The organism is Variovorax sp. FG153 (assembly GCF_057809595.1).
In genome coordinates, this window is the sequence record NZ_JBMDKG010000035.1 from 54259 (window position 1) to 78992 (window position 24734).

At 70.6% G+C, this 24734-nt stretch carries 24 protein-coding genes and 1 pseudogene; 11 read left to right on the top strand and 14 right to left on the bottom strand.

The window, feature by feature from the left end; genetic code table 11:
- Positions 1-9 precede the first annotated feature (9 nt).
- From ACODT0_RS29700 to ACODT0_RS29715, 4 genes are all read right to left on the bottom strand, one after another.
- A complete protein-coding gene (locus ACODT0_RS29700; RefSeq protein WP_489042940.1) occupies positions 10-960 on the bottom strand; it encodes a dihydroorotate dehydrogenase in 951 nt (316 codons plus the stop codon).
- On the bottom strand, positions 953-1864 hold the full coding sequence (locus tag ACODT0_RS29705; protein ID WP_261214615.1) for a dihydroorotate dehydrogenase electron transfer subunit: 912 nt from the start codon (positions 1862-1864) through the stop codon (positions 953-955). The genes ACODT0_RS29700 and ACODT0_RS29705 overlap by 8 nt, the downstream gene beginning before the upstream one ends.
- A complete protein-coding gene (locus ACODT0_RS29710) occupies positions 1861-3102 on the bottom strand; it encodes an MFS transporter (RefSeq protein WP_057590096.1) in 1242 nt (413 codons plus the stop codon). Before ACODT0_RS29710 ends, ACODT0_RS29705 begins: the two co-directional genes overlap by 4 nt.
- A gap of 210 nt (positions 3103-3312) precedes the next feature.
- Positions 3313-4371 carry a porin gene (locus ACODT0_RS29715; protein WP_057590097.1) on the bottom strand — a complete coding sequence of 353 codons (1059 nt, stop codon included), beginning with the start codon at positions 4369-4371 and terminating at the stop codon, positions 3313-3315.
- Positions 4372-4646: 275 nt separating this feature from the next.
- Between ACODT0_RS29715 and ACODT0_RS29720 the strand changes: the two genes are divergently transcribed.
- Complete coding sequence (locus tag ACODT0_RS29720) at positions 4647-5021, top strand: molybdopterin cofactor-binding domain-containing protein (protein WP_409976570.1); 375 nt, start codon at positions 4647-4649, stop codon at positions 5019-5021.
- Between the two features lie 183 nt (positions 5022-5204).
- Positions 5205-5761: pseudogene (locus ACODT0_RS29725) on the top strand (helix-turn-helix domain-containing protein); the annotation flags it as partial.
- A 34-nt stretch (positions 5762-5795) separates the two neighbouring features.
- Here ACODT0_RS29725 and ACODT0_RS29730 read toward each other — a convergent pair.
- From ACODT0_RS29730 to ACODT0_RS29770, 9 genes are all read right to left on the bottom strand, one after another.
- Positions 5796-6908 carry a class II histone deacetylase gene (locus ACODT0_RS29730; RefSeq protein WP_489042941.1) on the bottom strand — a complete coding sequence of 371 codons (1113 nt, stop codon included), beginning with the start codon at positions 6906-6908 and terminating at the stop codon, positions 5796-5798.
- Positions 6880-7938 carry a branched-chain amino acid ABC transporter permease gene (locus ACODT0_RS29735; RefSeq protein WP_057590100.1) on the bottom strand — a complete coding sequence of 353 codons (1059 nt, stop codon included), beginning with the start codon at positions 7936-7938 and terminating at the stop codon, positions 6880-6882. Before ACODT0_RS29735 ends, ACODT0_RS29730 begins: the two co-directional genes overlap by 29 nt.
- A gap of 6 nt (positions 7939-7944) precedes the next feature.
- Positions 7945-8811, bottom strand: coding sequence for a branched-chain amino acid ABC transporter permease (locus ACODT0_RS29740; RefSeq protein ID WP_489042943.1), 867 nt, complete (start codon positions 8809-8811; stop codon positions 7945-7947).
- A 10-nt stretch (positions 8812-8821) separates the two neighbouring features.
- Positions 8822-9520 (bottom strand): ABC transporter ATP-binding protein, encoded by a 699-nt coding sequence (locus tag ACODT0_RS29745; RefSeq protein WP_057590102.1) that lies wholly within the window; start codon positions 9518-9520, stop codon positions 8822-8824.
- On the bottom strand, positions 9507-10256 hold the full coding sequence (locus tag ACODT0_RS29750; RefSeq protein ID WP_057590103.1) for an ABC transporter ATP-binding protein: 750 nt from the start codon (positions 10254-10256) through the stop codon (positions 9507-9509). Before ACODT0_RS29750 ends, ACODT0_RS29745 begins: the two co-directional genes overlap by 14 nt.
- 11 nt (positions 10257-10267) lie before the next feature.
- On the bottom strand, positions 10268-11575 hold the full coding sequence (locus ACODT0_RS29755; RefSeq protein ID WP_489042944.1) for an ABC transporter substrate-binding protein: 1308 nt from the start codon (positions 11573-11575) through the stop codon (positions 10268-10270).
- Positions 11576-11679: 104 nt separating this feature from the next.
- On the bottom strand, positions 11680-12663 hold the full coding sequence (locus ACODT0_RS29760) for a Bug family tripartite tricarboxylate transporter substrate binding protein (protein WP_057598043.1): 984 nt from the start codon (positions 12661-12663) through the stop codon (positions 11680-11682).
- Between the two features lie 41 nt (positions 12664-12704).
- On the bottom strand, positions 12705-14141 hold the full coding sequence (locus tag ACODT0_RS29765; protein ID WP_422099298.1) for an amidase: 1437 nt from the start codon (positions 14139-14141) through the stop codon (positions 12705-12707).
- Positions 14142-14266: 125 nt separating this feature from the next.
- A complete protein-coding gene (locus tag ACODT0_RS29770) occupies positions 14267-15250 on the bottom strand; it encodes a helix-turn-helix domain-containing protein (protein WP_057590106.1) in 984 nt (327 codons plus the stop codon).
- Between the two features lie 175 nt (positions 15251-15425).
- Between ACODT0_RS29770 and ACODT0_RS29775 the strand changes: the two genes are divergently transcribed.
- Positions 15426-15905, top strand: a complete 480-nt coding sequence (locus ACODT0_RS29775) for an SRPBCC family protein (protein ID WP_057590107.1) — start codon at positions 15426-15428, stop codon at positions 15903-15905.
- Positions 15906-15910: 5 nt separating this feature from the next.
- Here ACODT0_RS29775 and ACODT0_RS29780 read toward each other — a convergent pair whose 3' ends face one another.
- A complete protein-coding gene (locus ACODT0_RS29780) occupies positions 15911-16408 on the bottom strand; it encodes a MarR family winged helix-turn-helix transcriptional regulator (RefSeq protein ID WP_057590108.1) in 498 nt (165 codons plus the stop codon).
- Between the two features lie 125 nt (positions 16409-16533).
- Between ACODT0_RS29780 and ACODT0_RS29785 the strand changes: the two genes are divergently transcribed.
- The 8 genes from ACODT0_RS29785 (at position 16534) to ACODT0_RS29820 (ending at position 24723) form a co-directional block, all read left to right on the top strand.
- A complete protein-coding gene (locus tag ACODT0_RS29785) occupies positions 16534-17976 on the top strand; it encodes an NAD-dependent succinate-semialdehyde dehydrogenase (RefSeq protein ID WP_489042945.1) in 1443 nt (480 codons plus the stop codon).
- Positions 17973-19343, top strand: coding sequence for an aminotransferase class III-fold pyridoxal phosphate-dependent enzyme (locus ACODT0_RS29790; RefSeq protein ID WP_261214642.1), 1371 nt, complete (start codon positions 17973-17975; stop codon positions 19341-19343). The genes ACODT0_RS29785 and ACODT0_RS29790 overlap by 4 nt, the downstream gene beginning before the upstream one ends.
- Entirely contained in the window at positions 19340-20584 is a 1245-nt protein-coding gene (locus tag ACODT0_RS29795) for a Tm-1-like ATP-binding domain-containing protein (RefSeq protein WP_413765268.1), read from the top strand. Before ACODT0_RS29790 ends, ACODT0_RS29795 begins: the two co-directional genes overlap by 4 nt.
- Positions 20581-21264, top strand: a complete 684-nt coding sequence (locus ACODT0_RS29800) for an HAD-IA family hydrolase (RefSeq protein ID WP_296723246.1) — start codon at positions 20581-20583, stop codon at positions 21262-21264. Before ACODT0_RS29795 ends, ACODT0_RS29800 begins: the two co-directional genes overlap by 4 nt.
- Positions 21261-22652, top strand: a complete 1392-nt coding sequence (locus tag ACODT0_RS29805; RefSeq protein WP_479669019.1) for a transaminase — start codon at positions 21261-21263, stop codon at positions 22650-22652. Before ACODT0_RS29800 ends, ACODT0_RS29805 begins: the two co-directional genes overlap by 4 nt.
- Positions 22649-23443, top strand: coding sequence for an SDR family oxidoreductase (locus ACODT0_RS29810; protein WP_413765266.1), 795 nt, complete (start codon positions 22649-22651; stop codon positions 23441-23443). The genes ACODT0_RS29805 and ACODT0_RS29810 overlap by 4 nt, the downstream gene beginning before the upstream one ends.
- Positions 23440-24213: an SDR family NAD(P)-dependent oxidoreductase gene (locus ACODT0_RS29815; RefSeq protein WP_413765265.1), complete on the top strand. Its 774-nt coding sequence runs from the start codon at positions 23440-23442 to the stop codon at positions 24211-24213. The genes ACODT0_RS29810 and ACODT0_RS29815 overlap by 4 nt, the downstream gene beginning before the upstream one ends.
- 126 nt (positions 24214-24339) lie before the next feature.
- Complete coding sequence (locus ACODT0_RS29820; RefSeq protein ID WP_208512796.1) at positions 24340-24723, top strand: DUF1330 domain-containing protein; 384 nt, start codon at positions 24340-24342, stop codon at positions 24721-24723.
- Positions 24724-24734: the final 11 nt, after the last annotated feature.

Here is a 24734-nt window from a genome sequence, read left to right on the forward strand (position 1 = left end):
TTGCCCTCCCTAGCCCGACTGCTGCGCGAAGCGCAGCCAGCGGTCCGAGAGCTGGCGATCGAGCTTGACCTGGCCGGTCAGGTCGCGGATTTTCTTCACACCCATCTCGTCGCAGTACACGACCAGGCCGTCGATGATCTTCTGCATCACCCCGGGGTCGATGAAGGAGGCCGTGCCGACCTGAACCGCGCTCGCGCCGGCCAGCATGAACTCGACCGCGTCGTGCGCGCTCGCGATGCCGCCGCAGCCGATGACCGGGATGCGCACGCTGCGATAGCACTGGTGCACCATGCGCAGCGCGATCGGCTTGATGGCCGGCCCCGACAGCCCCCCCATCACGTTGCCGAGCATGGGCTTGCGGGTGCGCACGTCGATCGACATGGCCAGCACCGTGTTGCCCATCACGAGCGCATCGGCGCCGGCTTCTTCCGCGGCCCTCGCGACCGTTGCCACATGCGAGGCATTGGGCGTGAGCTTGGCCCACACGGGATGATGGGTGCGGCGGCGGATTGCGCTCACGACCTTGTAGGTGGTCTCGGGCGTCATCGCGAAGGCCATGCCGTCGGCCTCGAGGTTGGGGCAGGAGATGTTGGCCTCGATCACCGCCACTTCCGGCAGCGACATCTCGGCCACCGCGTCGGCGAACTCGTCGACCGTGTCCGCCGAGATCGAGACCACGACGGGCGTGTCGAAGCGCGTGTAGGGCGGCAGCACCGTCTCGCGGTAGTAGTCCAGGCCCTTGCTCGGAATGCCGATGGCGTTGAGCATGCCGCCGCGGGTTTCCGCCACGCGCGGCGTCGGGTTGCCGGCACGGCTCTTGGGCGAGACGCTCTTGATCACCAGCGCGCCCAGCCGGTTGAAGTCGAGCGCTTCCGCGTACTCGATGGCGAAGCAGCCCGAGGCCGGCATGACCGGGTTGCGCAGGCTGACGTCGCCGACCCTGACGTTGAGATCAGCCAAACTCCACCTCCCCGACCACGTCGCCGATGGGAAACACGGGACCTTCACGGCAGACGCGCAGGAATTGCTTGTCGCCCGCGCGGTCGAACAGCCGGACGCAGGACAGGCACACGCCCATGCCGCAGGCCATGCGCTGTTCCATCGCCACCTCGCCGCGGGTGGCCGGATGGTCGGCGAGGATGCGTTGCAGCAGCATCAGCACGCGGTGCGAGCCGCAGGTGTAGACGGCGTCGTGGTGCCGTTCGCCGAGCAGCCGGCGCACCAGCGTGTCCATGGCCTCCACCGAGGAGCTGCCGTCGGAGTCGTAGACGCAATGCACGTCCGCCTCGGCGCCGCGCAGGAACTCGTCGCGCATCAGGTCCTTGGGCGCGCGCGCCGACATCACCGCCGTGATCGCGATGCCCATCCTGGCCGCCTGCCGCAGCAGCGGCGCCATCGTCGCCAGGCCGACGCCGCGCGCGACGACCATGATGCGTTCGTCGCCCGGCGGCAGCGTGAAGGTGTTGCCCAGCGGGCCGACGATGTCCATCGCGCCGCCGACGGGCAGCGAGGCCAGTGCGTGGGTTCCGGTGCCGGTGACGTTGTAGAGGAACTCGATCGTGCCCGCCTCCGGCCCCACGCCGTAGACGCTCATCGGGCGCAGCAGGAAGGGCTGGAGGTCGTTCGTCGTCGGGCACTTCAGTTGGTAGAACTGCCCGGGCCTGGTCGCGCCCGCCAGGTCGGCCGGCGCGCTGAGCTTCAGGTACTTGTACCGGTCGTTGACCCAGCGGTGCTCGGCGACCTCGCAGCGATACGAGGCCACGGATTGCGCGTTGCGCTGGAAGCAGGCGCCTTCACCCTGAGGCACCGGCGGATGCACGGGCCTGCACGCGGGCGACTGGTGGTCGATGGCGGCGAGCATCATTCGAGCTCCTTGCCCTTGAGTTCGGGAATGAGGAAGTAGGTGGCGACCATGTCGACCAGGTAGATCGCGGCGAGCAGCGCGATCGCGATCTGGAACGAGTAGGCGGCGACCATCGCGCCGACCACCACCGGGCCGAAGCCGCCGATGCCGCGGCCGAGGTTGAACAGCACGTTCTGCGCCGTGGCGCGTGCTTCCGTGGGATAGGCCTCGGAGATCAGCGCGCCGTAGCCGCCCAGCATGCCGTTGACGAACATGCCGAGCACGGCACCGACCCACAGCAGCGAGACCGGGTCGGACAGCTGGGAGTACGCCAGCACCATCGCCACGGCACCGGCCTGGAACAGCAGGAAGCTCGGCTTGCGCCCGATGCGGTCGGCCAGCTGGCCGAAGACGAAGATGCCCAGCATCATCCCGAGGATGGTCACCGAGGTCCACATGGCCGACTTCGTGAGGTTGAAGCCGAGCTTGTTGGCCAGAAAGCTCGGCATCCAGATCATGATCCCGTAGTAGCCGAAGTTCTGCACCGCGCACAGCACGACGATGCCCAGGCTGGTGCGGGTCGTCCGCGCGTCCTTGACCAGCAGCTTGAAGGACCTCAGGCGCGAGCCCCGGACCTTGGGCTTGCGCACGAACACCTCGGGCTCGTGCAGCTTGTTGCGGATCACCCAGGCCACGAGCGCGGGCACGACGCCGACCAGGAACATGCCGCGCCAGCCGATGTGCGGCATCAGCAGCGGCGTGAGCAAGGCGGCGCCCAGCACGCCCAGCTGCCAGCCCAGCGCCACATAGGAAGACACGCGTGCCCGATGCCTGGCGGGCCAGGCCTCGGCCGCCAGCGCCATGCCGATGCCGAACTCGCCGCCCAGGCCGATGCCCGCGATGGTCCGGTAGACCAGCAGGTCCCAGTAGCCCTGCGCGAAGGCACAGAGGCCGGTGAACACCGCGAACAGGACGATGGTCCAGGTCATCACGCGGATGCGCCCGAAGTGATCGCTGAGCGAACCGAAGACGATGCCGCCGACGACGGCGCCCACCAGCGTCCAGCTCACCAGCGAGCCGGCCTGGCCCGGCGTGAGGTGCAGGTCGGCCGAGATGGCCGTGAGCATGAAGCCCAGGATCAGCAGGTCGAAGCCGTCCATCGCATAGCCGATGGCGGAACCGGCCAGCGCCTTCCAGGCGTAGCCCGAGACGGCGTCGTCGCGCGGCGCGGAGGCGGTCGAATCTAGTGTGGATGACACGTCAGGACTCCTGGTTCGACGCGGAAAGCCCGGCGCCGGCGGATGGATGGGCCATGGAAACGGTCTCGACATGGAGTCCGTTTCGCTCATTTGCGATACTAGTATCGAAAAAGATATCAATCAAGAAAAAGTTCACCGGGTTGTCTCTGTGATGGATGGAAGGAACGAGGGAAACCGGGGGATCGAGCCTGGCGTCGGCTCGCGCGGCCGCTAGAAGCGGTGGCGGATGCCGACGCCGAAGCTATTGCCGCCCGCCATGGCGGTCGCGAGATCGCGCATGAGGACGGCATAGACGTCGGTTCGCTTCGACAGGTAGTGATCGTAGGCCAGGCTCACCGTCGTGCGGGTGCCGTCGTAGGAGCCGGCGATCTTCGTCCTCGCGACGGCCGCGAGGATCTGCCCCGCGGTCGACCCGACCGGCACGCTGGCGCCGAGGGAAGTCGTGGTCCCGCGATAGCCGGTCACCTCGGCCTTCGACCGGCCGTAGCTTGCATAGGCCTTGAGCAGGCCGAAGTCGTAGGCCCCGCCCAGCATCCAGTCCTTGCACGTGGTGGGCACCACCGCGCCGGCGACCGTGGCGGTGATGACGCCCGGGTTGACCGGGTTGGAGATCTGATCGCGCTCGTAGAAGCCCGCGACCGTGAGCGGCCCGCTGACGTAACTCGCGCTGATGCCGGTGTTGTTCTTGCCCTTGTAGCCGGTGTCGCTGGACTGTTCGCCGAACTGGTAGTGCAGGTTCACGCGCAGGCCGCCGAAGTTCGGCGTGCTGTAGATGAGCTGGTTGCTCCAGCCGGTGTCGGACGGCGAGGTGCGGTACAGCCAGCGCGCGGTGTTGACGTTGGCATGCAGCACCAGCGGCGAGAACGCGAAGGAGTTGCCGAAGGGATTGACCAGCACCGTCGGAATGAAGTTCGGCGCCGCGGCGCGCCCGAGCTGCAGGCTGCCGTAGGCACCGGCGATGCCGACGTTGGCATCGCGCGCGAAGTAGGGGTCGCCATCGAAGCGGCCCGATTTGCCGGCGTCGGCGCGAAAGAAGGAATTGAGTGCGAAGTAGGCCTTGAGCCCGCCGCCCAGGTCCTCGCCGCCGGCGAAGCCGAAGAACGAGGTGGTCATGCCGCCGCTTCCGAGGACCTTGGTGCGGCCGAGATCACCCGCGTAACGCATCGATCCCGCGTACTCGTCGATCAATCCCTGCACCGACACACTGCTCTGCGCGCAGGCGCAGCAAGCCGTCGACAGCGCGACGGCGGCAACTACAAGACTCTTCATAGGTGGCTCACTTCTCAAAACTCGAGGGAATGGATCGGTGGCTCTGGCGCGGATGCACCGCCATGAGGCGCATCGCCTCGAAAAATCGGCATTCCCGACCAAAAAGCACCATTTAAGAAACCAGGATCAAAAACGAGACTGGATTCTGGCGCGATTCCGCAAGATCGATGCCAAGGGTTTTCGAGCGGTCGGGGCCGAGCGCTTTCGCGCTATTCGCGTGCGCTCGACGCGGGGACGAAGAGACCGGCCGGCCCGAGGCCTTCGCGCCCAACGCCGTGGTCCGCATCGGCACCGACGGCCTCGTCACGCTGGTGATGCCGCGCGTGGAGATGGGCCAGGGGATCTACACCGCCCTCGCGCTGCTGATCGCGGAGGAGCTCGAGATCGATCCTCGGCACGTTCGCCTCGAACACGCGCCCGCCGACGAGACGCGCTATTCGAACCCGCTGACCGGCGGGCAGATCACGGGCGGCTCGACCTCGGTGCGCAGCACCTGGGAGCCGATGCGCCGCGCCGGCGCCACGGCCCGGCTGCTGCTGGTCGAGGCGCGGTGGTGGCCGACCACATGGGTGCGGCGCGCAAGGGCCTGGCCGCGCTCGAGATCCGCTGGGACGAAGGCGCCAACACGGACTACTCGACCGAGAAGCTGATCGCCGCGCTGGCCAGCGCCTCGTCGCGCACCGGCGCCGTGGCGCGCAAGGAAGGCGACACGGTGGCCGCCGCGCGCGGCGCCGCGCGGACAGTCGATGCGGTCTACCAGCAACCCTTGCTCGCGCAGGCGCCGATGGAGCCGGTGAACTGCACCGTGCACGTGCGGCCCGATGCCTGCGAGGTGGCTAGGCCCGCTGTTCCGCCAGCGCTATCCGAAGGTCGCTCTCGACGAATCGCGCATGCTGGTGCCCTCGGGCCGGGTGGTGACGGCCGGCGCGGCGATGGGGCACCTCGATCTGGCACTGTGGCTGATCTAGCAGGCCAGCCCCGAGCTCGCGGCCATGGTCTCGCGCTACCTGCTCGCAGACCTGCGCTCCTCGCAGGCGCCGTACATCGTGCCCCACCATCTCGCGCAGGCCGACCCCGCGACCCCGCGATCCTGCGCTTCGAGCGCTGGGCGCGCGACAACCTCGAGCAGGGCTTCTCGCTCGACACGGCGGCGCGCGCGCTCGCGACCAGTCCGCGCACGCTGCAGCGACGCTGCCAGGCCGTGCTCGGCAAGTCGCCGCTGGCCTACATCCAGGACCTGCGGATCGAGCGCGCGCGCTCGCTGGTGCATGGCAGCGACCTCGAGGCCATCGCGGCCGAGGTCGGCTATGCCGAAGGCTCCACGCTCGGCGCGCTGCTGCGCGAACGCCTGGGCCGCGGCGTGCGCGATTTGCGCGCCGATCTGCTTTGAGCGCCGGCAACGAGAAACGCGGCCGGCCTCGCGCTCAGAGCCCGTGCAGCGCCGCCATCTCGTCGATCAGCCCGCGCTGGAACGCATCGAAGCGCTCCGAGGGCTGCTGCAGGCCGAAGAAGTCGGTGAACGGATCCTGCACCTCGGTGCGATGGCCCGAGAGTTCCTCGACCACCGCGAGACCGCAGAAGGGCACGCAGGCCTCGGCATAGCCGCCCTCGTGCACCACCACCACTCGGCCCTCGCTGTGCCGCGCCGCGAGCGCGTTGACCTGCTTCATCATCTGGCGGAACGATTCCGGATGCAGCTGCATGCGCGCGAGCGGGTCGACCGCGTTGGCATCGAGGCCGCTGGCCACCACGACCAGCTCGGGGCGGAAGCGCTCGACCACCGGTGCCACGATGCGCTCGAAGGCATACATGTAGCTCGCATGGCCGCCGCCGGGCTGCAGCGGCACGTTGACGTTAAAGCCCAGGCCCTCGCCCTCGCCGCGGTCCTCGGCGCCGCTGTAGCCGGGCGGGAAGCAGTTCTCCTGGTGCAGCGAGACGGTCAGCACGTCCGGGCGGTCGTAGAAGATCGCCTGCGTGCCGTTGCCGTGGTGCACGTCCCAGTCGATCACGGCCACGCGCTTGACGCCATGGCGCGCCTTCATGGTCTCGATCGCCACCGCGATGTTGTTGAACAGGCAGAAGCCCATGCTGTGCTCGCGCAGGCAGTGGTGGCCCGGCGGCCGCGTGAGCGCGAAGGCGTTGCGGTGGCGGCCCTGCAGCACGCTGTCCATGGCGGCGATGGCCAGGCCGGTCGAGAGCTTGGCGATCTCGTAGCTGCCGGGACCGAAGGGCGCGACCTCGCCGAGATCGCCGCCGCCCGCATCGCTGGCGGCCTTGAACTGCTCGAGATAGCTCGAGGGATGCACGCGCCGCAGGTCCTCCTCGCTCGCCATCGGCGCGCCCAGCAGGTCGAGCTGCGCGCTCAGGCCCGACACGTCCATCAGCGACTTGATGCGGCGCTTGGAATCGGGCGACTCGGCCATGCCGCTGCCGGCCATGGGCTGGACCCAGCCGCCGACCGGCAGGAACAGGGCGTGCAGCCCGCCCGGCACGTGCCAGAAGGTGCGTTCATCGTGAAAGAAGGCGGTGTTCTTCATGCGTTGCGTCCTCGATGGTGTGGGAAATGGAAGAAGAGGAAGAAATCGATGCCGCCCCGTGCGGCGGATGGCGCTGCACGCTCAGGCCGCGCCAGCCCCAGCGCTCGCGCGCCAGGCCCCAGAGGCCGCGCGGCGCCAGCAGCATCACGGCCACCGCGATGCTGCCCATGGCGATCAGGTACCAGCCGCCCGACATCGCGAACCAGGTGTTGAACAGCTCGCGCAGGCCGAAGTAGATCAACGTGCCGATCAGCGGGCCCTCGATGGTGCCGATGCCGCCGATGATGACGATGAACATCGCGGTCACGACCCAGTTGATGTCGAAGGCCGAGTCGGGCGAGACGAACATCGTGCCCATGAAATGCGCGCCGCCGGCCAGCCCGAAGCCCAGGCCCGAGAGCACGAAGGCGATGAAGCGGTTGCGCCAGACGTTCACGCCGATGCTGGTGGCGGCCAGCTCGTTGTCGCGCACCGCCATCAGCCCCAGGCCGAAGGGCGAGCGCATCAGCAGGTAGACGCCGGCCACGGCCGCGAGGCCGATTGCGCCCGAGATCCAGAACGCGTTGCGCTGGAAGGTCTCGGCATCGACCAGCCGCACCGCCTGCAGCGGCACGCCCGATTCGCCACCGAACAGCGGGAACTTGGCGACCAGCAGCCGCACGATCTCGGCCAGCACCCACATGCCGATCGAGAAGTAGGCATCGCGCAGCCTGAACATCAGCGGCGCCACCGCGGCCGCCAGCAGCGCCGCGCCGACGCCGGCCAGCGGCACCATCCAGTAGGGCGAGAGCTCGAGCCGGTCGGAGACCACGAACACCAGGTAGGCGCCGATGCCGACGAAGGCCTGGTGCCCCATCGACACCAGGCCAGTGTAGCCGGCCAGCAGGTTCCACATCTGGGCCATGGCCAGCACCAGGAGCACCTCGCTCAGCAGGCGCAGCAGGCCCGCATCAGCCACCGTGGGCGCGAAGGCGATGGCGAGGGCCGCCGCAAGGAAGCCGATCGAGGGAAGAAGAGACGGGTTGCGCATCGGCTGTCAGGCCCGTTGGCCCGCGATGCCGTTCGGGCGCACAATCAGGACGATGAAGAACAGCAGGTGCGCATAGAGCGCGCCCGCGTTGGAATCGAGGCGCTGCCCCGCGAGCTGCGCCACGCCCAGCGCGATGCCGCCCGCCAGCGCGCCCCAGAACGAGCCCATGCCGCCGATGATCACGACCTCGAAGGCGCCGAGCAGCCGCTCCACGCCCGAGAACGGCGTGAACGAACTGCGCAGCGCCAGCAGCAGCCCCGCCACCGAGGCGAAGGCCAGCGACAGCCCCATGACCACGCCATACACATGGCGCGGCCGCACGCCCATGGTGCGCACGATCTCGCGGTGGTCGGAGGTGGCGCGCACGATCAGGCCGAAGCGCGAGTGCCGCAGCAGCCACTGCAGCGCGCCGAAGGCCAGCACCGCGAGCCCCAGCACCAGCACCGGATACCAGCCGATGCGCAGGCCGCCGATCTCGAAGCCGGCCGTGGCCAGCGCGCCGCCGTCGAGCGCGCGCGGGTCGGCGCCGAACAGCTCGACCATCAGGTTGCGCAGCACCACCGCGATGCCGAAGGTCACCAGCACGGGCGTGAGCGGATCGTCGGTCGCCACCGCGCGGTTGAGCAGCAGCCGCTGCAGCAGGTAGCCGGTGCCGAAGGCGGCCAGCGCCACCGGCACCAGCAGCAGCAGCGGCGACACCTGCGGAAACTGCGCGGCCAGGAACACCGCGAAGTAGGCCGCGAGCACGACGAACTCGCCGTGCGCGAGGTTGACCATGCGCATCACGCCGAAGACCAGCGCCAGCCCGAGGCCGAAGAGCGCATAGAGGCCGCCGAGCAGCACGCCGTTGATGAGGGTTTCGATCCAGGCCATGGTGCTTTTCTCAGTGCCCGAAGTAGGCGTTGGCGATCTGCTGCGCGCTGAAGTCCGACGCGGGGCCGGCCAGCGTGACGCGGCCCTTGAGCAGGCAGTACACGCGCTGCGCGATGCGGCAGGCGCGCGTCACGTCCTGCTCCACGACCAGCAGCGCCGTGCCCTGCGCCTGGATGTCGCCGAAGGCGCGGTAGATCTGCGCGATCACCACCGGCGCCAGGCCCAGCGAGATCTCGTCGCACAGCATCAGCCGCGGGTTGGCCATCAGCGCGCGGCCGATGCTCACCATCTGCTGCTGGCCGCCCGACAGCCGCGTGGACGGCCGGTGCCTGAACTCGCGCAGGATCGGGAACAGGGCATAGACGGTGGCCAGGTTCCAGTGGCCGGCCCGGCCGCACAGCGCGCCCATGCGCAGGTTCTCCTCCACCGTGAGCGAGGCGAACAGCATCCGGCCCTCGGGCACCAGCGCGATGCCGCGGCGCGCGATGCGCTCGGCCGGCTCGGCCTCGATGGCCTGGCCGTCGAAGCGCACCGTGCCGCGGCTGCGCCGGCCCAGGCCCGCGATGGCGCGGATCAGCGTGGACTTGCCGGCCCCGTTGGCGCCGATCAGCGCCGTGGCCTCGCCCTCGCCCACGTCGAGCGACAGGTCGAACAGCGCCTGCAGGTCGCCATAGTGGCTGCAGAGGTCTCGCACTTCAAGCAGCGGCATGGGCGGCCTCCTCTGCGTCTTCTCCCACGCCCATGTAGATCTCGCGCACCTCGCGGCTGGCCATCGCGGCGGCCGGCGCGTCCTCGAGCAGCTTGCGGCCGAAGTTCAGCACCATGATGCGGTCGGCCACCGCCATCAGCGCCTGCGCGATGTGCTCGATCCAGATCATCGCCACGTCGCGCTTGAGCTCGAGCACGAGCGCGACCAGCAGCTGCACCTCGGCCTCGGTCAGGCCGCCCGCGATCTCGTCGAGCAGCAGCAGGTGCGGCCGGGCCGCGAGGCCCTTGGCCAGCTCGAGCCGCTTGCGGTCGAGCAGCGGCAGCCGGCCCGCGGGCAACTCGGCGCGGTCGGCCAGGCCGGTGCGCTCGAGCACCTCCCAGGCCAGCTGCGCGGCCTGCGCGCGCGGCAGCCGCGCCGCGAAGCTGGCGGCGGCCAGCGCGTTCTCGTAGGCGCTCAGGTGCGCGAAGGGCTGCGGGATCTGGAAGGCGCGCGCCACGCCCAGCCGCGCGCGCGCATCGGCGCGCAGGCCCACCAGCTCGCGGCCCTCGAGCCGGATGCTGCCGGCATCGGGCACGGCCACGCCGGTGATCAGGTTGAACAGCGAGCTCTTGCCGGCCCCGTTGGGGCCGACCACGCCGAGGCACTGGCCGCGCGCGAGCGCGAGCGACACGCCGTCGGCCACCACGATCTCGCCGTAGCGCTTGCACAGGCCGTCGATGACGAGGCAATCGGTCATGCGTCGCGGGCTCAGGCCTTGAGCTGCGACAGCAGCTTGAGTTCGTCTTCCACCGGGATCTGCTTCGCGGTGCTGTTGTGCGTGATCACCAGCTCGTACGGGAACTTCGCGCCCGCGGCGGTCTTGCGCCACTGGCCCGCCACCATCGGCGTGACGGCCACGCTCTTGATCGGGCTGCCCTTGAAGTCGATGCGCCCGACCACCGAGTCGAGCTGCAGATTGGCCAGCGCATCGCGCACCGCCTTCTTGTCTTTTGGATTGGTCGCGTTCTTCAGCGCCGCGATGCCGACCTCGAACAGCGCATGGCCGTAGCCGATGGGCTGGGTCCACTGCTTGCCGGTGGAGCTCTCCCAGTCGGCCGCCAGTGCCTTGGCGCTCTGGCCGGTCAGCGAGGACTTGAACGGGAAGTTGGGCGTCCACCAGACCTCGGTCGACATGCCGTTGCCGGCCGCGCCCAGCGACTCGACCGCGCTCGGGAACAGGAAGGCCGCCGCCATGGTCACCACCTCGGGCCGGTAGCCCGACTGCTGTGCCTGCTTCCAGAAGGTGGCGAAGTGGTTGGCATAGGCGAAGCCCGAGACGATATTCGCGCGCGCCGCCTTGAAGCTCGAGACCTGGTTGCTGAAGTCGTCGGTCGCGATCTTGAAGAAGCCGCCGTTGGTCTCCTTGTAGCCGCGCTGCTTCGCGCCGCCCGGGATGCCGTTGGTCGGATCGGCGAAGGCATGGCCCGGGCCGTTGTCGATGTAGAGCGTGCCCAGCGAGCGCTCCACCTTCAGCGGCTCCCACATGCCAAAGAAGTTCTTCAGCACGTCGTCGGCGCCCCAGAAGAAATGGAACGAGAACGGAAAGCCCTTCTGCGGCGTGGAGGCCCGGCCGAAGGTGATGGCCTGCCACGGGCCCATGGTCGAGACCATCGGCACGCCGTTGACGTCGCAGAGCTGGCCGGCCGCGAGCGCGGCGTCGCTGTCCTGCACCAGCAGCAGGTCGACCTTCTCGCGCAGCAGCAGCTCGCTCGACATCGTGGCGCCGCGGTTGGCATCGGACTGGGTGTCGCGCACCACGATCTCGACCTTGTAATTGGTGCCCGCGATGGTGAGACCGTCCTTCAGCGCGGCGCGCACGCGCTCTAGGCTCCAGGGGTCGGCCTCGCCGAAATTGGCGCGCACGCCCGACAAGGTCGTGAGGTAGCCGATCTTGATCGTCTTAGACTGCGCGTGCGACAGCGCGGGCACGCCGGCCAGCGCGGCCGCGCCGCCGCCGATGACGAGTTGGCGGCGCGTCAGCGCGCCGGAGGCTGCAAAAGGGAAAGCGGCGGGCATGGAATGCTCCTTGGCGATGGAGGATGGACAGGGCCGCATCCTCCCTCCGCGCGCCGGCTCGCCGTTATCGAAAACTGGCAAATCGCAGGCCGCAGCCGCCGCCCTCATTCGGGGCGCAGGTTGACCGACTTGGCGATCGCGCGGTAGCGCTCCACGTCGGCCTGGTAGCCGCGGCGCAGCTCGGCCAGCGTCTGCTCGGGCGCCACCTTGCTGCCGCCGAGCTCGATGGCGCGGCGCAGTTCGGGCTTGCGCATCATCTCGTTGAAGGCCACGTGCAGCCGCTGCTGCGTCTCCTCGGGCACGCGCTGCGACACCTGCGCACCGGCCCAGAGGCTGTAGACGAAGTCGTCGAGCCCCTTGCTGGCGCGGATCAGCGGAATGGCGCCGAAGCGCTCGTGCGGCGTGGCGGCCGCGATGCCCAGCGCCTTGACCTTGCCGGCGTCCAGCAGGTCGGGCACGTTGCCGGCCAGCGGCGCGAACACCAGGTCGATCTGGCCGCCGAGCAGGTCGTTGATGATCGGCGCGAAGCCCTTGTAGGGCACGTGCAGCATCTTCGTGCCGGTCTGCTGCGTGAAGCGCTCGCCCAGCAGGTGGTAGAGCGAGCCCGGGCCGATGCTGCCGTAGCTCAGCTCCTTGGCGTCGGGCTTGCGCAGCTGCGCGATCAGCTCGTCGACGCTGCCCGGGCCCAGGTCCTTGCGCGCCAGCAGCACCATCGAGGTCACGGCCATCATGCCGATGGGGCGGAAGTCCTCGGCCTTGTAGCGCGCGCTCGCGAGCGTGAGCGGCGTGAGCATCAGCTCCATCGGCGAGCCCATCAGCAGCACCGAGCCGTCGGCCGCGCCGTTGGCGGCCTTCATCACGCCCAGCGATCCGCTGGCGCCGGGCACGTTGTCGATCACGGCCGGCTGGCCCAGCAGCCGCGACAGCTCGGGCGCGGCCAGCCGCGCGTTGATGTCGGAGCCGCCGCCGGCCGGGTAGGGAACGATCAGGTTCAGGGTCTTGCCGGCCAGCCCCTGGGCCAGGACGGAGCCGGCCATGGTGGACAGGCCGGCCGCCAGGCCGGCACCGATCATCGAACGTCTGCGCATGCGCTTTACTCCTCGGGTGGTTGTTGTCTGTTCTCGGAAATTCAGGCCACGGCCAATAGCGGCGAGCGCGCATCGGCGAAGGGCACGGCCTGGTGCCAGCCGTGCGCGAGCCGCAGCACCTCGAGGTCGGCGCCGGGCCGGCCGATCAGCTGCAGGCCCATCGGCAGGCCGCGCGTCGCGCCGTCGGGCGAGAAGCCGGCCGGCACCGCCATCGCGGGCAGGCCCGCGAGCGAGGGGCCGATGGTCACTTCCATCCAGCGGTGGTAGGTGTCCATCGCGCGGCCGCCGACCTCGCGCGGCCAGTGCAGCTCGGCCGGCAGCGGAAAGGCCTGCGCGGCCGGCAGCACCAGCACGTCGAAGCGCTCGAACAGCTTCAGCAGCGTGGCATGCCACCGTGTGCGCGTGACCGCGGCCTCGTGCAGCGCGGGCACGGCCAGCCGCTGGCCCTGCTCGATCTCCCAGCAGGCCTCGGGCTTGAGCTTCGCGCGCAGCGCCGGATCGGCATGCAGGCCCCGCAGCGCGCCGGCCACGATGAAGCCGCGCAGGCGCAGCCAGGCGGTCCACAGCGCGTCGAAGTCGAAATCGGGCACGGCCGGCTCGACCGTGCAGCCCAGGGTGTCGAAGTGGCGCAGCGCCGCCTCGCACAGCGCCATCACGCCGGGGTCCATCGCCAGGTGGCCGCCGAGGTCGCCGAGCCAGGCCACGCGCGTGCCGCGCAGCTCGGCATCGAGCGGCTGCGCGAAGGCCTCGCCGTCGCCGGCCAGGCTCAGCGGCGAGCGCGGATCGTGGCCGGCCTGCACCGACAGCAGCCAGGCCACGTCCTCGGGCGTGCGGCCCATCGGCCCTTCGCAACCCAGTTGCTGGAAGAACAGCTCGGGGCCGGGCCCGGTCGGCACGCGGCCCAGCGAGGGCCGCAGACCGTAGACATGGTTCCAGGCCGCCGGATTGCGCAGCGAACCCATCATGTCGCTGCCGTCGGCCACGGGCAGCATCTGCAGCGCAAGCGCCACCGCGGCACCGCCGCTGCTGCCGCCGGCCGCGCGGTCGAGGTTCCAGGCGTTGCGCGTGGTGCCGAACACCGTGTTGTAGGTGTGCGAGCCCAGGCCGAACTCGGGCGTGTTGCTGCGCCCGACGAAGATCGCGCCGGCGCGGCGCAGCCGCTCGACCATGATCGCGTCGTGCGGCACGAGCTGGTTGGCGAACAGCGGGCTGCCCATGGTGGTGGGAATGCCGGCGGTGGCCACGAAGTCCTTGGGCGCCATCGGAAAGCCGTGCAGCCGGCCCACCGGCTCGCCGCGCGCCAGCTGCTCGTCGCAGGCATCGGCCTCGCGCAGCATCCGTTCGGGCGGCTGCAGCGAGACCAGCGCATTGACCTTCGGGTTGAGGCTCTCGATGCGCGCCAGGCAGGCCTGCATCAGTTCGCGGCACGACAGCTCGCGGCGCTTCAGCGCGGCGGCGAGCGCGCGGGCGCTCGGCAAGGTGGACGGAAAGGACGACATATGGCGATCGACGATAGCGATCGCGCCGCGAAGCGGATATCAAGAATTGGCAAACCTGGCGTGCCGCGGCCCCCGGGATTCCCCTGGGTCGCCCGGTGGGCCCTTCAGTGGTGCATCAGCGCCGCGCCACGCAGCGTCTGCGACGGCAGCTCGCCGAACTGGCGCCGGTAGTCGGTCGCGAACTGGCTCAGGTGCCAGAAGCCCCAGTGCGCCGCGACGTCCTGCACCGAGCCGGCACCGAGGCGCTTGAGCTCGCGCCGCACGCCGTTGAGGCGCAACGCCCTGAGGTAGCGCGCAGGGCTCAGGCCCAGCGTTTCCTGGAAGCAGTAGTTGAGCTTGCGCTGACTCGCGCCGATGCGGCTGCAGACCTCGAGCATCGACAGCGGCTCGTCGGGCCGCGACATCATCAGCTCGCAGGCACGGCGCACCACGCGGCGCTGCGCCTCGGTGGAGCGCAGCTCGCGCAGGTCCACGTCCTCGGGCAGCGCCTCGAGCCAGGCCAGCAGCACGTCGTCGCGCAGCTGCGTGGTGGCGGTCGGGTCGGCGAGCAGAGCGGGCATCGCGTCGAGCGCGGCGAAGGCGCCGAGCAGCGTGCCGCGCAGCGCGCGCATGGTCGCGTCGTCGAAGTGCAGCACCACGCGCCGCGCCAGCCAGGCCGGCGGGCCGCGCTCGTCGAGGCGCTCGGCCAGCGAGCGCAGCAGCGCGTTGTCGACCACGATGCCCATCAGCTCGAAGCCCGGCGGACTGCACAGGTCGAGCTCGTCGCAGCGCCCGACCATCACCGATCCGGTGTCGAGCCGCTGGCCCGAGAAGCGCGCCTCGCCCTCCTGCCGGCAGGTCAGCGCGAAGCCGCAGCACTCCGGATTCATCTCGCCGTGCTGGCGCAGCGCGCGGTTGGTGGTCTCGCGCACCAGCCGCAGGCCCGGCAGCTGCACATGGTCGAGAAAGCCCGCGAAGCTGCCGCCCGAGAGCATGTCGCACTCCAGGTGCCAGCCGCTCTGGCTGCTGGCATAGGCGTCGATGTCGTGCGTGGTCAGGGTCCAGCGCTCGATGGGAAGGCGGGGGGTGGAGGCGGTCTGGCAGTTCATGGCGGATATCCACGGGACGGGGATCCCCTGGACCGAAGCAAGCTCCAGACCAGATTGTTTCGTTGACAACGATCTCAAAGCACCGGGAGAAACCCTCGGCGCCCAGGTCCGAATGCCTTCGGATCCGTGCGCCCCGAAGAGAATGCCTGGCGATCCACGAACGCCAGGAGACTGCATGAGCCCCCAAGCCACCGGCCGGCTTCAAGGAAACGACCTGATCATCGAGCGCAGGTTTCGCGCGCCCATCGACGACGTCTGGGCCAGCGTCACCAGGCCCGAGAAGACCGCCCTCTGGTTCGGGCCCTGGGAAGGCGAGGCCGGCCAGGGCATGACGGTGCGGCTCCAGCTGGTGCACGAAAAGGACCAGCCCTGGACCGACCTGAGGATCGATGCCTGCGAGGCGCCACATCGCCTCGCGGTGGCGACCGTGGACGAGTTCGGTGAGTGGCGCATGGAGCTGACGCTCGCGCAGGAGAACGACGTCACCACGCTGCGCTTCGTGCAGCGACTGAGCGATCCCGCGCTCGCGGCAGAGGTGGGGCCGGGCTGGGAGTACTACCTCGACATGCTGGTCGCCGCGCGCGAGGGCCGCGCGCTGCCGTCCTTCGGCGACTACTACCCCGCGCAGAAGGCCCATTACCTCCAGGGCCTGTAACGCGCTTACTCGAGCTCGCCGCTGGGCTCGAAACCCGAGGTGCTGTCGAACAGCTTCTGCACGAGGGCCTGCAGCACGCGCCGCTCGTCGGCCGTGAGCTGCGCGAACAGCCGCTGCGCGGTGTCGTGCGCGAGCGGCACCATGTCGCGGTAGAGCGCGAGGCCTTCTTCCTCGAGCGAGACGATGACCTTGCGCCGGTCCTCGGCGGAAGGATGCATGTTGGCCAGGCCGAGATCGACCAGCCGATGCTGCGCGCGGCTCACGCGCGCCTTGTCCATGCTGGTCTTGCGCGCGATCTCGAGCGCCGACAGCGCGCCGTACTTGCCGAGCACCACCACGATGCGCCACTCGGGGATCTGCAGCGCGAAGCGGCCGGCGATCGCCTGGCCCACCGACTGGCTCACGCGATTGGCGACCACCGAGAGCTGGAACGGCAGGAAGGTCTCGAGGTCGAAGGCATCTGCGATCGAGCGCGGCGGCGAGGAGTTGCGTGAACGGGGCACGGTGCGAGTGAGGAGGTGGAGTGCGCGGACAGTATAGGAACGCGTTCATCCATCGCGACGATGGACGCACGAGGTTTGCCAGTTTTCGATAACGCGGCGGGGGGTGCGATCCCTATCGTCGCGGCATGGACTATCCCGAACTCGCCCTGCACATCGCCGGCCGATGGCGCACGCAAACCGCGGGCGGCCAGCGCGCCGTCGTCGATCCCGCCACCGAAGCCACCCTCGCGCAACTGCCGCTCGCCAGCCGCGACGAACTCGCGCAGGCCGCCGAGTCCGCGCGCCGCGGCTTCGCGCTCTGGCGCGCGAAGAGTGCGCTCGAGCGCTGCAACATCCTGCGCACCGCCGCGCAGACGATCCGCGACCGGGCGAAGGCCATCGCGCAGGTGCTCACGCTCGAACAGGGCAAGCCGCTGGCCGAGTCGCTGCGCGAGGTCACGCTGTCGGCCGACATCGTCGACTTCCAGGCCGAGGAAGCCAAGCGCCTGTACGGCCGGCTGGTGCCGCCGCGCGTCGAGGGCATCCTCTCGCAGGCGGTCACGCGCCAGCCGGTCGGCCCCGTGGCGGCCTTCACGCCGTGGAACTTCCCGGCCAACCTGCCGACGCGCAAGCTCGCGAGCGCACTGGCCGCGGGCTGCAGCGTGGTCATCAAGCCGGCCGAGGAGACGCCGGGCACCTGCATGCTGCTGGTGCGCGCCTTCCTCGACGCGGGCGTGCCGCCCGATGCGCTCAACATGGTGTGCGGCGATCCGGCCGAGGTGTCCTCGTTCCTCATCGACCATCGCGCGATCGCCAAGGTCTCGTTCACCGGCTCGGTCGCGGTGGGCCAGCTGCTCGGCGAACAGGCGGCGCGCCACGTCAAGCGCTTCACGGGTGAGCTCGGCGGCCACGCGCCGGTGATCGTCTGCGAGGACGCCGACTTCGCGTTCGCGCTCAGGAACTCGATCGCCGCCAAGTTCCGCAACGCGGGCCAGGTCTGCGCCTCGCCGATCCGCTTCTACCTGCCGCGCGCGCGCTTCGATGAATGGGCCGAGGCCTTCGTGCAGGCCGCGCGCGCGCTGCGCATCGGTGCCGGCACCGATCCCGCGACGCAGATGGGCCCGCTCGCGCATGCGCGCCGCATCGAGGACATGCAGCGCTTCGTCGACGATGCCGTCGACCGCGGCGCGCGGCTGCTGTGCGGCGGCCGGCGCATCGCGCGGCCCGGCTACTTCTTCGAGCCCACGGTGATCGCCGATGCGCCCGACGACAGCCGCGTGATGCGCCAGGAGCCCTTCGGCCCGATCGCGGTGCTGCAGCCCTACGACACGCTCGACGAAGCCATCACCGCCGCCAACGCCCTGCCCTACGGCCTCGGCGCCTATGCCTTCACGCGCGACCTGCGGACCGCGCACCGCCTGGGCGAAGCGCTCGAGGCCGGCATGGTCGGCATCAACCACTTCGGCGTCTCGCAGCCCGAGATGCCCTTCGGCGGCTGGAAGCAGAGCGGCATCGGCCAGGAGATGGGCGCCGAGGGCCTGCTGCACTACACCGAACTCAAGACCATCACCGTGGGAGTCCCCGCATGACGACAACAGACATCGACGCACTCAAGGAAGACAACGCCCGCTACCTGTGGCACCCCATGGCCCATCCGCAGACCATGCAGAAGAGCAAGCCCGACATCGTCGCGCGCGGCCAGGGCTGCTGGATCTGGGACGTGGACGGCCACAAGATGCTCGACGGCGTCGGTGGCCTGTGGGCCGCGAACCTGGGCCACAGCAACCAGGCCGTGCGCGACGCCATCGTCGCGCAGCTCGACGAGCTGCCCTTCTACAACGTGTTCCGCGGCACCACGCATCCGCGCGCGATCGAGCTGTCGAAGCGCATCGTGCAGACGATGGAACCCGACGGCGTGGCCGCGGTGTTCTTCAGCAACGGCGGCTCCGACGCGGTGGAGGGCGCGCTCAAGCTCGCGCGCCAGTACTGGAAGCTGCAGGGCCAGGCCGACCGCCACAAGTTCATCGCGCTGCGCCAGGGCTACCACGGCGTGCACTTCGGCGGCATGAGCGTGAACGGCAACCTCAACTTCCGCCGCGCCTACGAGCCCCTGCTGCCCGGCTGCTTCCACGTCGACACGCCGTGGCTCTACCGCAATCCCTACACGCAGGACCCCGAGGCGCTCGGCGAGATCTGCGCCACGCTGCTCGAGCGCGAGATCCAGTTCCAGGGGCCCGATACCGTGGCCGCCTTCATCGCCGAGCCGATCCAGGGCGCCGGCGGCGTGATCGTGCCGCCGCCCAACTACTGGCCGCGCGTGCGCGAGATCTGCGACAGGTACGGCGTGCTGCTGATCGCTGACGAGGTCGTCACCGGCTTCGGCCGCGGCGGCGCGCTGTTCGGCACGCGGCTGTGGAACGTCAAGGCCGACCTCTGGTGCCTGGCCAAGGGCATCTCCTCGGGCTACGTGCCGCTGGGCGCCACCGCCATCGGCGCCAAGGTGGCCGAGGTCTTCCTCGACGACCCCACGGGCCAGGCCGCGGTGGGCCATGGCTACACCTACAGCGCGCATCCGGTGGCCGCGGCCGCGGCGCTCGCCACGCTCGACCAGATCGAGGCACTCGACGTGCCCGGCAACGCGGCGCGCGTGGGCGCGCATTTCCAGGCGCGCGTGCGGCCCTTCGTCGACCGCTTCAGCTTCGTGGGCGACGTGCGCGGCATGGGCCTGATGCTCGGCATCGAGATGGTGGCCGACAAGGCCACGCGCACCACGCTGCCGCGCGGCAACCCGATCGCCGCGAAGGTGGCGCAGGCGGCCTACAAGCGCGGTCTCATGGTGCGCATCTCGGGCCCGAACCTGATCCTGTCGCCGCCGCTGGTCATCACGCGCGAGGAAGTCGACTACATGGTCGATGCGCTCGAGGGCGCCTTCGCCGACGTGGAAGCCACGCTGTGAGCAAGGTGCCGACCGTCCTGCTGATCGGCACCGCCGACACCAAGAGCGCCGAGCTGCTGTTCATGCGCGAGTGCATCGAGGCCGGCGGCGGCCGCGTGGCGGTGATGGACGTGGGCGTGCTCGACGGCGCGCCCTTCGTGCCCGAGATCACGAATGCCGAGGTGGCCACGGCTGCCGGCCGCAGCGTGGCCGAGGTGGCGGCCAGCGGCGACGAGAACAGCGCCATGACCCTGATGGCGCGCGGCGCCGCCAGGCTGGCCGCGCGCTGGCATGCCGAGGGCCGCATCGACGGCCTGCTGGCGCTCGGCGGCACCATGGGCACCGATCTCGCGCTCGAGGTGGCGCAGGCGCTGCCACTGGGCGTGCCGAAGGTGGTGGTCTCGACTATCGCCTACTCGCACCTGCTGCCGCCCGAACGCATACCGCCCGACCTGATCATGGTGCTGTGGGCCGGCGGCCTCTACGGCCTCAACAGCCTGTGCCGCTCGGCCCTGAGTCAGGCCGCGGGCGCGGTGCTCGGCGCCTGCCGCCAGGCGCGCGCGCCGGCCTTCGAGCGGCCGCTGGTCGGCATGACCTCGCTGGGCTCGAGCGCGCTGACCTACATGAAGACGCTCAAGCCCGCGCTCGAGGCGCGCGGCTACGAGGTCGCGGTGTTCCACACCACCGGCATGGGCGGGCGCGCCTTCGAGGCGCTGGCCGCCGAGGGCCGCTTCTGCGCCGTGATGGACTTCAGCCTGCAGGAACTGGCGAACCAGCTCGGCGGCTCCTGCGTGACCGCGGGGCCCGACCGGCTGCTGGGCGCCGGCCGCGCCGGCACGCCGCAGATCGTGGCGCCGGGCGCCATCGACATGCTCGATTTCCCGGCCTGGCAACCCACGCCCCGAGGCCTCGAAGGCCGGCCGGCCCACACGCACAACCGGCTGCTGGCCTCGGCGCTCAGCGCGCCCGCGTTCCGGCGCGGCGTGGCGACCGAGATCGCGAGCCGCCTGGCGCGCGCGGAAGGCGCCACCTGCGTGCTGCTGCCGCTGAAGGGCATCGAGGGCTGGGACCGGCCCGGCGAGCCGCTGCACGATCCCGAGGGCCTGGCCGCCTTCACCGGCGCGCTGCGCGACAGCGTCGGCGCCACGCGCATGATCGAGCTCGACGCGCACATCAACGACGCCGCCTTCTGCGAGGCCGCGCTGCGGGTGTTCGATGCCTGGGTCGCCGACGGCACCGTGCCCGCGGGGAGGCCGGCATGAGCACCGAGCACGCAACGCAAGCCCTGGTGCTCGACTTCGGCGGCGTCATCAGCCGCACGCTGTTCGAGACCCATGCGCTGACCGAGGAAGCGCTCGCGCTGCCGCGCGGCACGCTGACCTGGCGCGGCCCCTTCGACCTCGCGAGCGATCCGCTGTGGCGCGACATGCAGGCCGACAAGCTCTCGGAGCGCGACTACTGGATGGCGCGCACCCGCGAGGTCGGCGCGCTGGTGGGCGAGCGCTGGGAGGCGATGGAGACCTTCGTGCAACGCGCGCGCGGCGCTGATCCCGAGGCCGCGATCCGGCCCGAGGCGCTGGCCGCGATCGAAGCCGCGCGCCGCGCGGGCTGCCGGCTCGCGATCCTCTCGAACGAGCTCGACCTGTTCTACGGCGCCGACTTCCGCCGCCGCCTGCCCTTCATGGCGGCCTTCGACGTGGTGGTCGACGCCACCCACACCGGCATCCTCAAGCCCGATGCGCGCGCCTACCGGCAGTGCCTCGACGAACTCGGCCTGCCGGCAGAGGCCTGCGTGTTCGTCGACGACCAACTGCGCAACATCGCCGGCGCCGAGCGCGTGGGCCTGCGCTGCGTGCACTTCGACGTGATGCAGCCCGCCGCGAGCTACGCGCAGGCCCTCGCGCTGCTGGGCATTCCCTCTTCCTCTTCGCAACGACCATGACCCCGACCTTCGAACCCACCGTGCCGCGCGAACGCGTGCAGGCCCTGATGCGCGCCGAGCAGGAGCGCTACGCGCGCACCCATGCGCGATCCGGTGAACTCTTCGCGCAAGGCCAGCAGGCCTGGCTCTACGGCGCACCCTCGCACTGGATGCGCCGCTGGATCGGCGGCTGGCCGCTCTACGTGCAGGACGCGAAGCTGCCCTACGGCGCGCGCTTCGTCGACGTCGACGGCCACGGCTATGCCGACTTCTGCCTCGGCGACACCGGCGGCATGTGCGGCCATGGCCACCCCGCGGTGGTCGAGGCACTGGCGCGGCAGGCGCGCATCGGCAGCTCGCTGATGCTGCCCACCGACGACGCGGCCTGGGTCGGCGAGGAACTCGCGCGCCGCTTCGGCCTGCCCTACTGGAACCTCACGACCTCGGCCTCAGACGCCAACCGCGCCTGCATCCGGCTCGCGCGCATGGTCACGGGCCGGCCGCGCGTGCTGGTGTTCTCGGGCTGCTACCACGGCTCGGTCGAAGAGGCGCACGTCGAGCTGCGCGATGGCACCGTCGCGATGCGCAACGACATCCATCCCAACGGCTTTCCGCACGACCGCCTGTCGGCCGTGGTCGAGTTCAACGACCTGCCCGCGCTCGAACGCGCGCTGCGCGCGGGCGACGTGGCCTGCGTGCTGGCCGAGCCGGCCATGACCAACTACGGAATGATCGCGCCCGCGCCCGGCTTCCACGATGCGCTGCGCCGCCTCACGCGCGAGACCGGCACCCTGCTGGTCATCGACGAGACCCACACCATCTCGAGCGGCCCCGGCGGCTACACGCGCGCGCACGGCCTCGCGCCCGACATGTTCGTGATCGGCAAGGCCATCGCCGGCGGCATTCCCGCCGCGGCCTTCGGCCTCAGCGCCGAAACCGCCGAGCGCGTGTGGCAGGTGCTGCCCAAGCTGCATCCGACCAAGCGGCAGTCGGCGCACGCCGGCTTCGGCGGCACCTTGGCCGGCAATGCACTCACCGTGGCCGTGATGCGCGCGGTGCTGTCGCAGGTGCTGACGCCCGAGGCCTTCGATCGCATGCTCGCGCTCGCCGAGCGGCTGGCCGATGGCGTGAACGCGAGCATCGCCAAAGCCGGCCTGCCCTGGCACGCGACCCAGGTCGGCGCGCGCGTCGAGACCCTGTTCTGCCCCGACGCGCCGCGCAACGCCGCCGACGTGCGGCGCACGCGCGACGGCGAGCTCGAGGCGCTGCTGCACCTCTACATGATGAACCGCGGCGTGCTGATCACGCCCTTCCACAACATGATGCTGTGCTGCCCCGGCACCACCGAACGCGAAGTGGACGAGCACGATGCGGCCTTTGCCGATTTCGCGCGGGAGTGCAGCGCATGAGCGGCAACGATCCCTTCGGTCTGCAGGGCAAGGTCGCGCTGGTCACCGGCGGCGGACGCGGCATCGGCGCCGCGATCGCGCAGGCCTTCGCCGAGGCCGGCGCCTCGGTGCTGATCGCCAACCGCACCGGCAGCGCCGGCGAGGCCGTGGCGGCCGAGCTGCGCGCGCGCGGCTTCGCCGTGCAGGCACTGGCCTGCGACATCGGCCGGCGCGACGAGGCCGAGCGCGCGGTGGCCGAGGCGGTGCGCGTTTTCGGCGCGCTCGACATCGTGGTCCACAACGCCGCCGTCAATCCCTGGGCCGCCATCGATGCCATGAGCGACGAACAGCTCGAGCGCACGCTGGCCGTGAACCTCAAGGCCTGCTTCTGGCTCGCGCAGGCGGCGGTGCCGCACCTGCGCGCGCGCGGCGGCGGACGGCTGCTCGTCACCTCCTCCGTGACCGGCCCGCGCGTCGCGATGCCCGGCAGCGCCCACTACGCGGCCAGCAAGGCAGGCGTCAACGGCTTCATCCGCAGCGCCGCGCTCGAGTACGCGCGCGAGGGCATCACCGTCAACGGCGTCGAGCCCGGCTACATCGCCAAGCAGGGCGGCTCGCTGCTGTCCGATCCCGCGAAGGCCGCGCGCATCGCGCGCCACATCCCGATCGGCGAGCTGGGCCGGCCCGAGGACATCGCCCTGGCGATGCGCTTCCTGGCGAGCCCCGCCGCGCGCTACATCACCGGGCAGACGCTCGTGGTCGACGGCGGCTCGACCCTGCCCGAGAGCCCCTTCTTCGCGGAGCAGGCATGAGCAACGGAAGGTTGCAAGGCAAGGCCTGCCTCGTCGTCGGCGCCGCGAGCGGCATCGGCGCCGCGGTGGCCGCGCGCTTCGCGAGCGAGGGCGCGCGCGTCGCGGTCGCCGGCTGGCCACGGCCGCAACCGGTGGGCGACGGACCCGCGCTCGACTGCGACGTGACCGACGACGCCGCCGTGCGCGCGACCGTGGCCGCGGTGCTCGCGGCCTTCGGCCGCATCGACGTGCTCGTGAACTGCGCCGGCATCGTGCGCAACGACGACGCGGCCGACATCGACGACGAGGACTGGCGGCGGCTGCACGAGGTCAACCTCGGCGGCACCATGCGCTGCCAGCGCGCGGTGCTGCCGGGCATGGTGGCGCAAGGCGGCGGCGCGATCGTCAACATCGCCTCGGTGGCGGCCTTCAATGCCGGCGCCGGCATGGCGAGCTATGCCGCCAGCAAGGCCGGCGTGGTCGCGCTCACGCGCTCGGCCGCGCAGGCCTACGGACCGCGCGGCGTGCGCGTCAACGCCCTGTGCCCCGGCTGGGTCGACACGCCGATGAGCCGACAGGAGATGCGCGAGCTCGCGGCCGAGCACGGCATCTCCGAGGAAGCCGCGCATGCACGCACCGTGGCGCGCATCGCGCTCGGGCGCATGGCCTCGGCCGAGGAGATGGCGGGCGCGTGCCTGTTCCTCGCGAGCGACGAGGCGTCGTTCGTGACGGGTGCGGCGCTGGTGGCGGATGGGGGGGCGCGGGTGCCGGCGTCGGCGCGGGCGGGGTAGCGCGACACGCCTATTGCGTTTTGCTATGGAGCGTATCGCCGCGGCGGTTTGACGCTGCTTTTCACGACGCTGACACTTGAATCGCACCCCCGCGGCAGCGCCGCACACCGATTCAAGGACCCCAGTATGACCGCCTATTTCGTGATCGAACTCGACGTCGAGGACGGCCCCAGCCTGGCCGAGTACGAACGCGAGGTCACCGAACACGTGGTGGCCGCCGGCGGCCGTTTTCTCGTGCGCGGCAACGACTACCGCCCGATCGAGGGCGACTGGCATCCCAAGCGGCTGATCGTGATCGAGTTCCCCGACCTCGACGCGGTGGAGCGCTACTACCACTCGGAACCGAACCAGACCCTCAAGCGCAAGCGCCTGGCCGGCACCGCCGGCAAGCCCGCCCGCGCGATCGCGATCCAGGGCGTGGCGCAGAGCGCCACCACCGGCGGCGCCACCTCGGGCGGTCCGCGCGAGATCGGCGTCGACGCCAACGGCGCGGTGATCTGGGGTGCCTGAGGCACCGAAGG